This is a genomic window from Mesorhizobium sp. M2A.F.Ca.ET.042.01.1.1 (assembly GCF_003997405.1).
Lineage (GTDB): Bacteria > Pseudomonadota > Alphaproteobacteria > Rhizobiales > Rhizobiaceae > Mesorhizobium.
The window spans coordinates 1-13,131 of the sequence record NZ_RZRX01000184.1 but is presented as its reverse complement, the minus strand read 5'-3'; the positions used below and the strand labels follow the sequence as shown (position 1 = coordinate 13,131).

Sequence of the window (13,131 nt, the reverse complement as noted above, 5' to 3'; positions counted from 1 at the left end):
TTCGCCGCCGCGGGCACGATCTTCGTCTATGCCACGACCGAGCCGCATGAGGCGCTGCTGCTGGGCGGCAACACGGCGACACTTTCGGAGGGCCGCGTCACCCAATTCGGACCGACCGTCGAGGTTTTCCGCAAGCCGGTCGACCTGGTGACGGCAAGGACCTTCGCCGACCCGCCGCTCAACACCATCGTGCTCTCCAAGAAGGGCGCGGATTTCCTGCTCGAAGGCGGCGTCAAGCTGCCGGTGCCGCCGGAACTCGCCGGCATTTCGGACGCCAGCTACACGATCGGCTTCCAGCCGCATCATTTGTCGCTGGAGCGGCCGAACGCCAGCGCGGTGCCGGTGCGGGCCAAGGTCACCATCACCGAGATCACCGGCTCGGAAAGCTTCGTCCATCTCGATTTCGCCGATGCGCGCTGGGTGATGCTGGCGCATGGCATCCTCGATTTTGAGACGGACGACGAGGTCGAGGTGTTCATCGACCCGCGCCACATCCTGGTGTTCGACCACAACGGCCGCGCCGTGACGGCGTCGAAGCTGGCGGCCTGAGGAGGATCAGATGGCGCGCATCGACGTCAACCATATCCGCCACTCCTATCTGCCCAATCCACGGAAGGATTCGGATTTCGCGCTGAAGGAAGTGCATCACATCTTCGAGGATGGCGGCGCCTATGCGCTGCTCGGGCCGTCGGGCTGCGGCAAGACCACCTTGCTCAACATCATTTCGGGATTGCTGCATCCCTCGCACGGCCAGCTTTTGTTCAACGGCCGGGACATCACCAATCTGTCCACGCAGGAGCGCAACATCGCGCAGGTGTTCCAGTTCCCAGTCATCTACGACACCATGACCGTCTACGACAATCTGGCCTTCCCGCTGCGCAACCGCCGCGTGCCGGAGGCGGACGTCGACCGCAAGGTGCGCGAGACGCTGGACATGATCGATCTCGCTTCGCTGGCGAAGAAGAAGGCGCGCGGGCTCACTGCCGACCAGAAGCAGAAGATATCGCTCGGTCGCGGCCTGGTGCGCTCGGACGTCAACGCCATCCTGTTCGACGAGCCGCTGACGGTGATCGACCCGCACATGAAATGGGTGCTGCGTTCGCAATTGAAGCATCTGCATCGCCGCTTCGGCTACACCATGGTCTATGTCACGCATGACCAGACCGAAGCGCTGACTTTCGCCGACCGCGTCGTGGTCATGTATGACGGCGAGATCGTGCAGATCGGCACGCCGGCCGAACTCTTCGAGCGGCCGCGCCACACTTTCGTCGGTTATTTCATCGGCTCGCCGGGCATGAACGTGCTGCCGGTCGCGCTGGAAGGCAGGACGGCGAAGCTCGGCGCGCAGCGCATCGAGCTGCCGGGCGTGCCCCAGACTGTTACCGGAAAGCCGGAAGCCGGCGCCGTCGAGCTCGGCATCCGTCCCGAATATGTGCGGCTCGGCCGCGAAGGCATGGCGGTGCAGGTCTCCAAGGTCGAGGACGTCGGCCGCCACAAGGTGGTGCGCGCCAACCTGGAAGGCAGGGAGATTGCCGCGGTGATCGGCGAGGACGACGAGGTGCCTGCCGAGCCGAAGGTCCGCTTCGATCCGGCCGGCATCAACATCTACGCCGATTCCTGGCGCGTCGAGATGGGGGCCTAGATGGACAAGACCTGGAACAACAAGGCCTGGTTCCTTGTCCTGCCGGTCCTGGTGCTGGTGGCCTTCTCGGCCGTCATCCCGCTGATGACCGTGGTCAATTATTCGGTGCAGGACACGTTCGGCAACAACGTCTTCTTTTGGGCCGGCACAGAATGGTTCGAGGAGTTGCTGCACTCCGACCGCTTCTGGGAAGCGATGGTGCGCAACCTGATCTTCTCCTTCATCATCCTGGCGATCGAGGTGCCGCTCGGCATCTTCATCGCGCTCAACATGCCGAAGAAGGGTTGGGGCGTGCCGGTCTGCCTGGTGCTGATGGCGCTGCCGCTGCTGGTGCCGTGGAACGTCGTCGGCACGATCTGGCAGGTGTTCGGCCGCAACGACATCGGCCTGCTCGGCTATTACGTCAATGCGCTGGGCTTCAACTACAATTATGTCCAGGACCCGTTCGACGCCTGGGTCACGGTCATCATCATGGATGTCTGGCACTGGACGAGCCTTGTCGTGCTGCTCTGCTATGCCGGCCTGGTCTCCATTCCGGATGCCTTCTATCAGGCGGCCAAGATCGACGGCGCCTCGCGCTGGGCGGTGTTCCGCTACATCCAGCTGCCGAAGATGCAGCGCGTGCTTTTGATCGCCGTGCTGCTGCGCTTCATGGACTCGTTCATGATCTACACCGAGCCCTTCGTCGTCACGGGCGGCGGTCCCGGCAATTCGACGACCTTCCTGTCGATCGACCTCGTCAAGACGGCGCTCGGCCAGTTCGACCTCGGACCGGCAGCGGCGATGTCGCTGGTCTACTTCCTGATCATCCTGTTGTTGTCGTGGGTGTTCTACACCGTGATGACCAATTACGACGCGGAGCGCTGACAGATGACAGGCGCCAACGAGACGACACGCGTGAGCGAAACGGCGATCACCGAAGTCGGCAGCACGCTGTCGCAGGACGAGGTGGCGAAGCTGATGCGCCGCCGCGGCGAGGAATCGCGCTGGTGGTGGATCGTGCCGACGCTCTACATCATCGTGCTGCTCCTGCCGATCTACTGGCTCATCAATATGAGCTTCAAGACCAACCAGGAGATCGTGTCGTCGCTGACGCTCTTTCCGCACGAGCCGACGCTGCGCAATTACAGGATCATCTTCACCGACGCGTCCTGGTACTCGGGCTACATCAATTCGATCACCTATGTGGTGATGAACATGGTGATATCGGTGGCGGTGGCGCTGCCGGCCGCCTATGCCTTCTCGCGCTACCGCTTCCTCGGCGACAAGCATTTGTTCTTCTGGCTTCTCACCAACCGCATGGCGCCGCCGGCGGTGTTCGCGCTGCCGTTCTTCCAGCTCTATTCGGCCTTCGGTCTCATCGACACCCATATCGCGGTGGCGCTGGCGCATTGCCTGTTCAACGTGCCGCTGGCGGTGTGGATCCTCGAAGGCTTCATGTCCGGTGTGCCGAAGGAGATCGACGAGACCGCCTATATCGACGGCTATTCCTTTCCGCGCTTCTTCGTGAAGATCTTCATGCCGCTGATCGCGAGCGGCATCGGCGTCGCCTGCTTCTTCTGCTTCATGTTCTCATGGGTGGAGCTGCTGATCGCGCGCACGCTGACGACAACCGACGCCAAGCCGATCGCTGCCACCATGACACGCACCGTCTCGGCCGCCGGCATGGACTGGGGACTACTCGCCGCCGCCGGCGTGCTGACGCTGATCCCCGGCGCGCTCGTGATCTGGTTCGTGCGAAATTATATCGCCAAGGGCTTCGCCTTGGGGAGGGTCTAAGCCATGAATCTCGACTTCTCCTGGATGGCGTGGACGTGGCCGACAGCCGCCTTCTTCGTCGTCATTGCGCTGATGCTCTGCGGCATGGGCTTTTGGGAATATGTCTCGCCCGGCGGCAATCCGCGCGTCGGCCTGCTGCGCTTCGAGACGACGCGCGGCGACCGCCTCTTCGTTTCGCTGCTCGGCAGCGCCTTCATCCATCTCGCTTGGCTGGGTCTGGTTGGACCCAACCTGTGGTGGGCTCTCGCTCTCTCCGTGGTCTACGCCATTGGCGTGTTCCGATACGTATAGAGGGGGAAAAAGTCGGAGCGGCCGCGTGCTGGCGGCCGCCCCGGATCGCACTTCACAACTTAAGACTGGAGGAGACACATGCGACGGCAATTTCTAACATCAACGACCGCCCTTGTCCTATTGCTGGGCGCGGGCCACGCCTATGCCGGAATGGATGAGGCAAAAGCCTTTCTCGACAAGGAGATAGGCCCCCTGTCGACGCTTTCGCGCGCCGATCAGGAAAAGGAAATGCAGTGGTTCATCGACGCCGCCAAGCCGTTCGCCGGCATGGAAATCAAGGTCGTGTCGGAAACGCTGACCACGCACCAGTATGAATCCCAGGTGCTTGCGCCGGCCTTCACCGCCATCACCGGCATCAAGGTCACGCATGACGTCATCCAGGAAGGCGATGTCGTCGAGAAGATCCAGACCCAGATGCAGACCGGGCAGAACCTCTATGACGGCTGGGTCAACGACTCGGACCTCATCGGCACGCACTGGCGCTATCAGCAGGCGCGCAACCTGACCGACTGGATGGCCGGCGAGGGCAAGGACGTCACCGATCCGATGCTCGACGTCGACGACTTCATCGGCAAGTCGTTCACCACCGCGCCGGACGGCAAGCTCTACCAGCTGCCCGACCAGCAGTTCGCCAACCTCTACTGGTTCCGCTACGACTGGTTCAACGACGAGAAGAACAAGGCCGACTTCAAGGCCAAGTATGGCTACGACCTCGGCGTGCCGGTCAACTGGTCGGCCTATGAGGACATCGCTCAGTTCTTCACCGGCCGCGAGATCGACGGCAAGAAAGTCTATGGCCATATGGACTACGGCAAGAAGGACCCGTCGCTCGGCTGGCGCTTCACCGATGCGTGGCTCTCCATGGCCGGCAACGGCGACAAGGGCATCCCGAACGGCAAGCCGGTCGACGAATGGGGCATCAAGGTCGACGAGAATTCGCGTCCTGTCGGATCGTGCTCCGCACGCGGCGGCGACACGAACGCCCCGGCCTCGGTCTATGCCATCCAGAAATATCTCGACTGGCTGAAGGCCTACGCGCCGCCGGAAGCGCAGGGCATGACCTTCTCCGAATCGGGCCCGGTCCCCTCGCAGGGCAACATCGCCCAGCAGATCTTCTGGTACACGGCCTTCACCGCCGACATGGCCAAGCCCGGCCTACCGGTCGTGAACGATGACGGCACGCCGAAATGGCGCGTCGCGCCGTCGCCGCATGGCGTCTATTGGAAGGACGGCATGAAGCTCGGCTACCAGGACGCTGGTTCGTGGACATTGCTGAAGTCGACCCCGACCGACCGCGCCAAGGCCGCCTGGCTCTACGCGCAGTTCGTGGTGTCGAAGACGGTCGACGTGAAGAAGAGCCAGGTCGGCCTGACCTTCATCCGTGACTCCACCATCCACGACAAGAGCTTCACCGAGCGGGCGCCGAAGCTCGGCGGCCTGATCGAGTTCTACCGCTCGCCGGCGCGCGTGCAGTGGACCCCGACCGGCACCAACGTGCCGGACTATCCGAAGCTGGCGCAGCTCTGGTGGCAGAACATCGGCGATGCGTCGTCCGGTGCGAAGACCCCGCAGGAAGCGATGGATTCGCTCTGCGCCGACCAGGAGAAGGTGCTCTCCCGTCTCGAGAAATCCGGCGTCCAGGGCGATATTGGACCGAAGATGGCCGAAGAGCACGATCTCGAATACTGGAACAAGGATGCCGTCTCGAAGGGCAACCTTGCGCCGCAGCTCAAGGTCGAGAACGAGAAGGACAAGCCAATCACCGTCAACTACGACGAGCTGGTGAAGAGCTGGCAGAAGTAACTGCATGACGTGGGCGCATTTGCCCGCGTAAGAAATGCAGGGGAGGCGGCTTGGCCGTCTCCCCTGTTGCATGAGTAGTGGAGGGAACGGAATGAGCGGTTTTGTGCTGGCGATCGACCAGGGAACGACCTCGACCCGAGCGATCCTGTTCGACGACAAGATGAAGGTCGCGGGCACCGGCCAGCAGGAATTCGCGCAGCATTATCCGGCCTCCGGCTGGGTCGAACATGACCCGGAAGTTATCTGGGCAAGCGTTCTCGCCACGGTGAAGTCGGCGCTTAAGTCCGCCGGCCGTGCCGCTTCGGATGTGGCCGCGATCGGCATCACCAATCAGCGCGAGACGGTCGTGATCTGGGATAAGGCGACCGGCAAGCCGATCCACAATGCCATTGTCTGGCAGGACCGCCGCACCGCGCCGCTCTGCCAGAAATTGAAGAAGCAGGGGCTGGAGAAGAAATTCACGAAAAAGACTGGGCTGCTGCTCGATCCCTATTTCTCCGGCACCAAGATCGCCTGGATGCTGGACAAGGTGAAAGGAGCCAGGAAGCGCGCCGAGAAGGGCGAACTGCTCGCCGGCACGATCGACAGTTTCCTGATCTGGCGGCTGACCGGCGGCAAGATGCACGCGACCGACGCCACCAATGCCTCGCGCACGCTGGTCTACAACATCGAGACGAATGTCTGGGACGAAGAGCTGCTCTCGATCCTGAACATACCGGCAGAGATCCTGCCTCAGGTGAAGGACTGCGCCGACGACTTCGGCGTCACCGAGAAGAGCCTGTTCGGCGCCGAGATGCGCATCCTCGGCGTTGCCGGCGACCAGCATGCGGCGACCATCGGCCAGGCCTGTTTCGAGCCGGGCATGATGAAATCCACTTACGGCACCGGCTGCTTCGCGCTGCTCAACACCGGTGCCGACCTTGTGCGCTCGAGGAACCGGCTTCTGACCACGATCGCCTACCGGTTGAACGGCAAGACCACCTATGCGCTGGAAGGTTCGATCTTCATCGCGGGCGCCGCCGTGCAGTGGCTGCGTGACGGCATCAAGGTGATCGGCAAGGCCGAGCAAAGCGGCGCGCTGGCGGCGACCGCCGATCCGGCGCAAGCCGTCTATCTGGTTCCGGCCTTTGTCGGCCTTGGCGCGCCGCACTGGGACGCGGAGGCGCGCGGCGCGATCTTCGGCCTGACGCGCAATTCAGGCCCGGCCGAGTTCGCGCGCGCGGCGCTCGAATCGGTCGCGTTCCAGACGCGCGACCTGCTCGACGCCATGCGCAAGGACTGGAAAGGCGCGTCGGCCAAGACGGTGCTTCGCGTCGACGGCGGCATGGTGGCATCCGACTGGACCATGCAGCGGCTGGCCGACATTCTCGACGCGCCGGTCGACCGCCCGACCATCCTGGAGACGACTGCCCTGGGCGCGGCGTGGCTTGCCGGGTCGAAAGCGGGTGTCTGGCCGAAGGCAAAGGAATTCGCGAGGAGTTGGGCGCTGGAACGGCGCTTCAAGCCGGAGATGGATGCCGCATCGCGCGCGGCGAAGCTCGCCGGATGGCGCGATGCGGTGCGCAGGACGCTAAGCGCGAGATAGCGATTTATACGGGACCGGGCGAGGGGAAATGCAGCCGGATTGGTATCCTGCATGGCGCGATGAGGCCTTTGAACAGCTCACCGCCAAGAACGCACGCCTGGCGAAGGATTTCCGCCTCGGCAACTGGTCGCGTTACGACTACGACTTGACGGCCGGAAAGCTAGTGTTTTCCGACCAGAGCGGCGTCAAGGTCGTTTCGGAAATCCAGATTGCGGGCTCCACCAGCGCCAAGGCCGGCAATTGGCTCTGGGCCTGGGCCAATTCGAATTGGCCTCCGGAATTCATAACTGACGCCCAGTCAGCCCGATCTTTCGGCAAGAAGCATGGCATCAGCGAGCTAACTAGAGACTATGTGACGAACGAAGATCTCAACGCACTCGGCTGGGAATTGACCTCAGTAGTGACTCGGATTTGCAACGCCTGCGGAGCCTATCGCTGTCCTCCTGATGACGGCGTAGGACTTTATCTGATCCTCAAGACCATTAGCTGGGCAAGCTGACCCGTGGGGCGCACTCAGTTCTTGAAATCCGGTTGAATGACAACGAGAAAGCCCGCGCCTTGCAGCGCGGGCTCAATTAACGACCCTGGACACTGACTGGAGGCCGTCAGTAGGGCGAGACGCACTGCCGTCGCGGGCCGTTGTTGGGCTGGAATGTGTTGTCCGAGGCGCGATACGAGCGGTAGCGGTCATAGCACCACTGCACATGCGCATCGCCGCGATAGACACGATTGTTCTCGCTGTTGACGATGGCGCCGGTGATCAATGCGCCGGTGGCGAAAGCGGCCAGCGGGAACCAGTAGTCGCCATGCCGGCGATAGCCGTGGCGATATTCGCGATAGCCGCGATGGCCGTTCCAGTAGACAGCGTCACCACGACGCGAGAAATCCCGGTTGAAGCCGCGGTGCCTTCTCCAATCCCGATACTGCACGGTCTGGACATCCGACAGGGCCTGGGGTTGCGGCACATAAGCTGGCTGAGCGTTGACCGGCACCATCTCCGCCGCGATGAACGACGCCGAGAGAGCGGTTGCCAGCAGGCCCGATGCGATCTTGTTCATTACTCTTCTCCTCGAGGTTGATCGACGTCCCTGCTGCGAAACGGGTCCGGGTTGCAAATTGTTCCCCTTTCAATCTCAACCCGCTGTTGTGGAGCTTTCTGACGCAATGCAGACCCGGATCATTGGCGCAGGCATCGAAAACCGCTCGCAACCAACCTCTCGGCGTCCGTTCGAACCCGTTCAAAAATCCGCCTTGGACGCCCGTCTTTTTCCGGTTGACCGGTCGCGGCACTCTCCCTATGTTCCGCGCAATTTCGAGGGCGGCGTTTCGAGCCCGCGGGAGCGCGTAGCTCAGCCGGTAGAGCAACTGACTTTTAATCAGTAGGTCATGGGTTCGAATCCCATCGCGCTCACCAAATTTGACCGTCCAAGATCGACCTGCCTCATGCTTCATAATTGACGATCGGAGCAGGGCCATTGTCCGCGTTGCCGATAAGGAACAAAAAGCCATGCTCGGCTGTTTCTTTGCCGAAGGGACCGCAAATCGGGATGCGGATACAGTGGACGTACTGAACTTGGAACTGGCCAGGGCCAGACAGCGCGTCGTGCGCGCGGAGATTTCGCTCAATCACGCAAAACAACTGCTGGACGAGGAATGCGGCGTCGGGATCAATCTTGTGCTGTGCGACCGCATAAGGTCGGAACAGCAGCGGGTCGCGGAGGCCAGGAAGCGACTGGTGAAGATCGCTTCGACTGCCTCAGCCTGACGGTGTGACTTCCCCAAGACAAACGTGATCTTGCCACATTGCCTTGTTCCTCGACAGGGTCATGGTTAAACTCGCGCCTCCGAGGGAGGCTCCAGGATGGCACTTGACCTTTCGGTAGAGACCATGGCCCGTAAAGCGGCGACGCCGCCCGGCAAATATCTCTTCGGCCCTGTCGCCGATTTCCTCATGCTCGGCGGCACCGCTTTTTTTATCCTGCCGGTTCTGTTCCTCGTGCCGCGCGAATATGAAGGTCCGCTGGCCGCGACGATGGTCGTCGTGGCCTATCTGGTGAACTATCCGCATTTCGCCCATTCCTACCAGATCTTCTATCGCAATTTCGGCCGCAAGGCGCGTGGCGAGGGATACGACAGGAGCCTGCAGCTTCGCTACATTTTCGCCGGCGTCATCGTTCCGGTGATCATGGCTCTGTTTTTCGCTTATGGCGCGGCGACGTCGAACACGCGGCTGCTCGGCTTAGCGGCCAATGCGATGTTCTTCTTCGTCGGCTGGCATTACGTCAAGCAAGGCTACGGCATGCTGATGGTCGATGCCGTGCTGAAGCGCAAATTCTTCGACGAGCGGGACAAGAAGATCCTGCTCGTCAACAGCTACGCGGTGTGGATCCTGGCATGGCTGCAGACGAATACGGCGGTGACGCAGGGGCAGTATTACGGCCTTCAATATTACACCTTCGCGGCACCCTCCTGGATCACCGACATTGCGGTGCTGGCGGCCGTCGGATCGACGGCGGCCACGCTTCTGATGCTGGTCAGGCGTTGGCGAAAGAATGGCGGCCTGCCGTATAACGGCATAGTGGCTTATGTCGCCTCGCTCTATCTCTGGATCCTGATTGCCAGGATAAACCCGCTCTGGCTGCTGGTGGTGCCGGCGCTGCACTCGCTGCAATATCTGGCCGTGGTGTGGCGCTACCAGACCAATGTCGAGCGAGACGTCTCGGATGCCGCGAGCGATCCGGAGCCGAGAATCCTATCGGTGCTCGGGCCTCGCTACAGGTTGCGGGTCCTCGGATTCATCATCGGCGGCGGCGCGCTCGGCTATCTCGGCTTCTGGCTTATCCCGTTCGTGCTGACCGCCCTGGTCCCCTATGACAAACAGGTCCTCGGTTCCTCGCTGTTCTTCTTCATCGTGCTGATCTTCATCAACGTGCACCACTATTTCCTCGACAATGTGATGTGGCGCCGCGGCAATCCGGAAGTGTCGAAATATCTGTTTCGATAAGGAAGTTGGCTCTGCCCCGTGTGACAAGTCATGCGATGAGCGACACATTCCCGCCGGCGTGACGCTCCAACCGTCCGGCAAGGTCGAGCTCCAGCAGCACCATTGATATCTGCGCCGCGCTCATACCCGTGTGGCGGATGATGTCATCCACCGCGACCGGCGTGGGTCCCAGCGCCTCCAGCACATCGGCGCGGTCGTTTTCACCGGGCGGCGGCAGGGCCGAGATGTCGGGCGCCTCGGCAAGCGGCGCGGTTCTTGGAGGGCGGGTGCCGGCAAGCGGCGCCAGCGCGCCGAGCACGTCGGCGGCTTCGGTGACAAGCGTGACGCCGTCCTTGAGCAGGGCGTTGCAGCCGGCGGCGCGCGGGTCGAGCGGCGAGCCCGGCACGGCAAAGACCAGCCGGCCCATTTCATTGGCGAGGCGAGCGCTGATCAGCGAACCGGAACGCTGCGCGGCTTCGACCACCACCAGGCCGAGCGCCATGCCGGCGACAAGGCGGTTGCGGCGCGGGAAATCCTGCGAGCGCGGCTGCCAGCCGAACGGCATTTCCGAAACGATGGCACCACCGCGATCGGCGATCTCGTCGCACAGGCCGGCATTCTCGGGCGGGTAGGGGACATCGAGCCCGCCGGCCAGAACGCCGATGGTTCCGGTCGAAACGCTGCCTTTGTGCGCGGCCGTATCGATGCCGCGCGCCAGGCCGGAAACGATGGCGTAGCCTTCGCGGCCGAGGTCGGCCGACAGCATGCGCGCCATCTTGATGCCGGCCAGCGACGCGTTGCGGGCGCCGACAATCGCCACTGCCGGCATGCGGAAGACCGCGCCTTCGCCTTTCACCGCGAGCAGCGGCGGCGGATTGTCCAAGGTCTTCAGCAAGAGCGGATAATCGGCCTCGCCAATGCCGACGAAGCGCGCGCCGGCGCGCCGGGCGGCGTCCAGCTCGGCTTCCGCCTCGGCGACGGAAGGGATGCGGACGATACGATTGGCGCCGCCGGAGATCATCAATTCGGGCAGCATCTCGAGTGCTGCTTCGGCCGAGCCGAAGCGGTTGATCAGCTCGCGAAACGAAGCCGGACCGACATTGGGCGTGCGGATCAGCCGAAGCCAGGCAAGCCGCTGCCGGTCGCTGAGGCGCGGGCCGGCGGCCGGTGCGCTCATCCCTTCGCCCCGATCTTGCCTTCGGTGCCGGCCAGCAGCCGCGAGATATTGGCATGGTGCTTGGCAATCACGATCAGGCTCATCACGGCGAACAGGCCGGCGATCTGCGGCGTGCTGATGAAATAGAGCGCGATCGGCACGATGACCGCCGCCGCCAGCGCGGCCAGAGAGGAGTATCGAAACAGGAAGGCCATGGCGAGCCAGACGACGGCGAAGACGAGCATGCCCTGCCAGGCAAGGCCGAGCAGCACGCCGAGATAGGTGGCGACGCCCTTGCCGCCTTTGAAGCCGAGCCAGACCGGGAAGAGATGGCCGAGGAAGGCGGCAAAGCCGGCGAGAAGTCCGAAGTCCGGCGAAAAATGCCCGGCTATGAGGGCGGCGGCAGTGCCTTTCAGCGCGTCGAGCAGCAGCGTGGCGGCCGCGAGCCCCTTATTGCCTGTCCTCAGCACATTGGTCGCGCCGATATTGCCGGAACCGATGTTGCGGACGTCGCCGAGACCGGCCGCGCGAGTGATCAGGAGCCCGAACGGTATCGAGCCGAGCAGATAGCCGAAGACGAGCGCGATCGCGTAACCCATCGTTTCCCCCATATTCTTTCGTCCGGGCTCTCGCCTTTTGATTGATACAATGTGCTTTATGCAACCCTGGTTTGCAATAGCTGGCGCTGCTCGGGTATCAGTCGGCCATAATGGTAGAGTCGGGAGGGTTCGCCAAGCAACTCCGTGCCTGGCAGATTTGGTCAATGCGTGGGACGGTCTATGCGGAAAACACCGTGCGGCCCGCGACCACGGTCCGCAGGACCTTGCCCTGCAGCCGCGCGCCTTCGAAACAGGTGTTCTTCGAGCGCGAGCGCAGGCCGCTTTCGCTGACGATCCACGGCTCGTCGAGATCGACGACCGCGAGATCGGCCGGCGCGCCCGGCTGCAGCGTGCCGCCCGGTAGGCCGAACAGTCTTGCCGGCGCCGTGGACAGCGTCTCGATCAGCCTGAGCAGCGGCACGTCGCCATTGTGGTAGAGCCGAAGTGCTGCGCCAAGCAGCGTCTCCAGTCCGATGGCGCCGGCGGCCGCGTCGGCGAAGGGCAGGCGCTTGGTGTCCACGTCCTGCGGGTCGTGCGAGGAAACGATGATGTCGATCGTGCCGTCCTTGATCGCCTCGATCATCGCCAGCCGGTCGTCCTCGGCGCGCAGGGGCGGGGTCAGCCGGAAGAAGGTGCGGTATTCGCCGACATCGTTCTCGTTGAGCGACAGATTGTGGATGGCCACACCCGCCGTGACATTGGCGCCGTCGGTCTTGGCCCGGTTCACAGCGCCGGCCGCCATCGCCGACGAGATCTTTGCCGCGTGATAGGCGCCGCCGGTCAGCCGAGCCAGCGCCAGGTCGCGTTCGAGCGGGATGAGCTCGGCCTCGCGCGGAATGCCCGACAGGCCGAGCCAGCTCGCATAGAGCCCTTCGTTCATGACGCCGGACGAGGCGAGGTCGGCATCCTGCGTCTCATGCGCGATCACGCCGCCGAAATCGCGGGCATAGGTCAGCGCGCGGCGCATCACCAGCGCGTTGGCGATGGTGTGGCGCCCGTCGGTGTAGGCGACGGCGCCGGCCTCGCGCAGCAGGCCGAATTCGGTCATCTCGCGGCCCTCGAGGCCCTTGGTGATCGCGGCCGCCGGGAAGATGTTGACGCTTGCGGTGTCGCGTGCGGTGCGCAGCACGAATTCGACCAGCGCCACATTGTCGATCACAGGATCGGTGTCGGGCATCATGACGATGGAGGTGACGCCGCCGGCCGCCGCAGCCACGCTTGCCGAGGCGATGGTCTCACGATGCTCGCCGCCGGGTTCGCCGATGAAGACGCGCGCGTCGACAAGGCCTGGAA

14 protein-coding genes and 1 tRNA gene are annotated in these 13,131 nt (G+C 63.1%); 11 read left to right on the top strand and 4 right to left on the bottom strand.

What is annotated here, in order from left to right; genetic code table 11:
* The 8 genes from EOA23_RS23990 to EOA23_RS23955 all read left to right on the top strand — a co-directional run.
* A partial coding sequence (locus tag EOA23_RS23990) for a TOBE domain-containing protein (RefSeq protein WP_145966470.1) occupies positions 1 to 549 on the top strand: 549 nt, incomplete at its 5' end.
* A gap of 10 nt (positions 550 to 559) precedes the next feature.
* Positions 560 to 1,642, top strand: coding sequence for an ABC transporter ATP-binding protein (locus EOA23_RS23985; protein WP_127305970.1), 1,083 nt, complete (start codon positions 560 to 562; stop codon positions 1,640 to 1,642).
* Positions 1,643 to 2,509, top strand: coding sequence for a sugar ABC transporter permease (locus tag EOA23_RS23980; protein ID WP_127305969.1), 867 nt, complete (start codon positions 1,643 to 1,645; stop codon positions 2,507 to 2,509).
* Between the two features lie 3 nt (positions 2,510 to 2,512).
* Positions 2,513 to 3,421, top strand: coding sequence for a carbohydrate ABC transporter permease (locus EOA23_RS23975; RefSeq protein WP_126060709.1), 909 nt, complete (start codon positions 2,513 to 2,515; stop codon positions 3,419 to 3,421).
* A 3-nt stretch (positions 3,422 to 3,424) separates the two neighbouring features.
* Positions 3,425 to 3,712: a DUF2160 domain-containing protein gene (locus EOA23_RS23970; protein ID WP_126060710.1), complete on the top strand. Its 288-nt coding sequence runs from the start codon at positions 3,425 to 3,427 to the stop codon at positions 3,710 to 3,712.
* A gap of 78 nt (positions 3,713 to 3,790) precedes the next feature.
* On the top strand, positions 3,791 to 5,515 hold the full coding sequence (locus tag EOA23_RS23965) for an ABC transporter substrate-binding protein (RefSeq protein WP_126060711.1): 1,725 nt from the start codon (positions 3,791 to 3,793) through the stop codon (positions 5,513 to 5,515).
* A 91-nt stretch (positions 5,516 to 5,606) separates the two neighbouring features.
* Positions 5,607 to 7,100, top strand: coding sequence for a glycerol kinase GlpK (gene glpK, locus EOA23_RS23960; RefSeq protein WP_127305968.1), 1,494 nt, complete (start codon positions 5,607 to 5,609; stop codon positions 7,098 to 7,100).
* A 28-nt stretch (positions 7,101 to 7,128) separates the two neighbouring features.
* The gene (locus EOA23_RS23955) at positions 7,129 to 7,599 is read left to right on the top strand and encodes a DUF6882 domain-containing protein (RefSeq protein ID WP_126060713.1); all 471 of its coding nucleotides are present in this window, start codon (positions 7,129 to 7,131) and stop codon (positions 7,597 to 7,599) included.
* Positions 7,600 to 7,705: 106 nt separating this feature from the next.
* Here the strand turns inward: EOA23_RS23955 and EOA23_RS23950 are convergent, their stop codons facing one another.
* Positions 7,706 to 8,158, bottom strand: coding sequence for a BA14K family protein (locus EOA23_RS23950; protein ID WP_126060714.1), 453 nt, complete (start codon positions 8,156 to 8,158; stop codon positions 7,706 to 7,708).
* 280 nt (positions 8,159 to 8,438) lie between these two features.
* Here EOA23_RS23950 and EOA23_RS23945 point away from each other — a divergent pair.
* From EOA23_RS23945 to EOA23_RS23935, 3 genes are all read left to right on the top strand, one after another.
* Positions 8,439 to 8,514 (top strand) — tRNA-Lys (locus EOA23_RS23945).
* Between the two features lie 93 nt (positions 8,515 to 8,607).
* Positions 8,608 to 8,865, top strand: a complete 258-nt coding sequence (locus EOA23_RS23940) for a hypothetical protein (protein ID WP_127305967.1) — start codon at positions 8,608 to 8,610, stop codon at positions 8,863 to 8,865.
* A gap of 96 nt (positions 8,866 to 8,961) precedes the next feature.
* Positions 8,962 to 10,104 carry a hypothetical protein gene (locus EOA23_RS23935; protein WP_127305966.1) on the top strand — a complete coding sequence of 381 codons (1,143 nt, stop codon included), beginning with the start codon at positions 8,962 to 8,964 and terminating at the stop codon, positions 10,102 to 10,104.
* Positions 10,105 to 10,132: 28 nt separating this feature from the next.
* Here EOA23_RS23935 and dprA read toward each other — a convergent pair whose 3' ends face one another.
* The 3 genes from dprA to EOA23_RS23920 all read right to left on the bottom strand — a co-directional run.
* Positions 10,133 to 11,260, bottom strand: coding sequence for a DNA-processing protein DprA (dprA, locus tag EOA23_RS23930; RefSeq protein ID WP_127305965.1), 1,128 nt, complete (start codon positions 11,258 to 11,260; stop codon positions 10,133 to 10,135).
* Positions 11,257 to 11,838 carry a glycerol-3-phosphate 1-O-acyltransferase PlsY gene (gene plsY / locus EOA23_RS23925; RefSeq protein WP_127305964.1) on the bottom strand — a complete coding sequence of 194 codons (582 nt, stop codon included), beginning with the start codon at positions 11,836 to 11,838 and terminating at the stop codon, positions 11,257 to 11,259. The genes dprA and plsY overlap by 4 nt, the downstream gene beginning before the upstream one ends.
* Before the next feature lie 178 nt (positions 11,839 to 12,016).
* The coding region (locus tag EOA23_RS23920) for a dihydroorotase (RefSeq protein ID WP_127305963.1) at positions 12,017 to 13,131 on the bottom strand (1,115 nt) is incomplete at its 5' end.

Coding starts and splice junctions, on each gene's coding strand:
- dprA (WP_127305965.1), bottom strand. CDS start 11,260: ATGAGCGCACCGGCCGCCGGCCCGCGCCTCAGCGACCGGCAGCGGCTT.
- EOA23_RS23950 (WP_126060714.1), bottom strand. CDS start 8,158: ATGAACAAGATCGCATCGGGCCTGCTGGCAACCGCTCTCTCGGCGTCG.
- glpK (WP_127305968.1), top strand. CDS start 5,607: ATGAGCGGTTTTGTGCTGGCGATCGACCAGGGAACGACCTCGACCCGA.
- plsY (WP_127305964.1), bottom strand. CDS start 11,838: ATGGGTTACGCGATCGCGCTCGTCTTCGGCTATCTGCTCGGCTCGATA.
- EOA23_RS23970 (WP_126060710.1), top strand. CDS start 3,425: ATGAATCTCGACTTCTCCTGGATGGCGTGGACGTGGCCGACAGCCGCC.
- EOA23_RS23940 (WP_127305967.1), top strand. CDS start 8,608: ATGCTCGGCTGTTTCTTTGCCGAAGGGACCGCAAATCGGGATGCGGAT.
- EOA23_RS23935 (WP_127305966.1), top strand. CDS start 8,962: ATGGCACTTGACCTTTCGGTAGAGACCATGGCCCGTAAAGCGGCGACG.
- EOA23_RS23965 (WP_126060711.1), top strand. CDS start 3,791: ATGCGACGGCAATTTCTAACATCAACGACCGCCCTTGTCCTATTGCTG.
- EOA23_RS23975 (WP_126060709.1), top strand. CDS start 2,513: ATGACAGGCGCCAACGAGACGACACGCGTGAGCGAAACGGCGATCACC.
- EOA23_RS23955 (WP_126060713.1), top strand. CDS start 7,129: ATGCAGCCGGATTGGTATCCTGCATGGCGCGATGAGGCCTTTGAACAG.
- EOA23_RS23980 (WP_127305969.1), top strand. CDS start 1,643: ATGGACAAGACCTGGAACAACAAGGCCTGGTTCCTTGTCCTGCCGGTC.
- EOA23_RS23985 (WP_127305970.1), top strand. CDS start 560: ATGGCGCGCATCGACGTCAACCATATCCGCCACTCCTATCTGCCCAAT.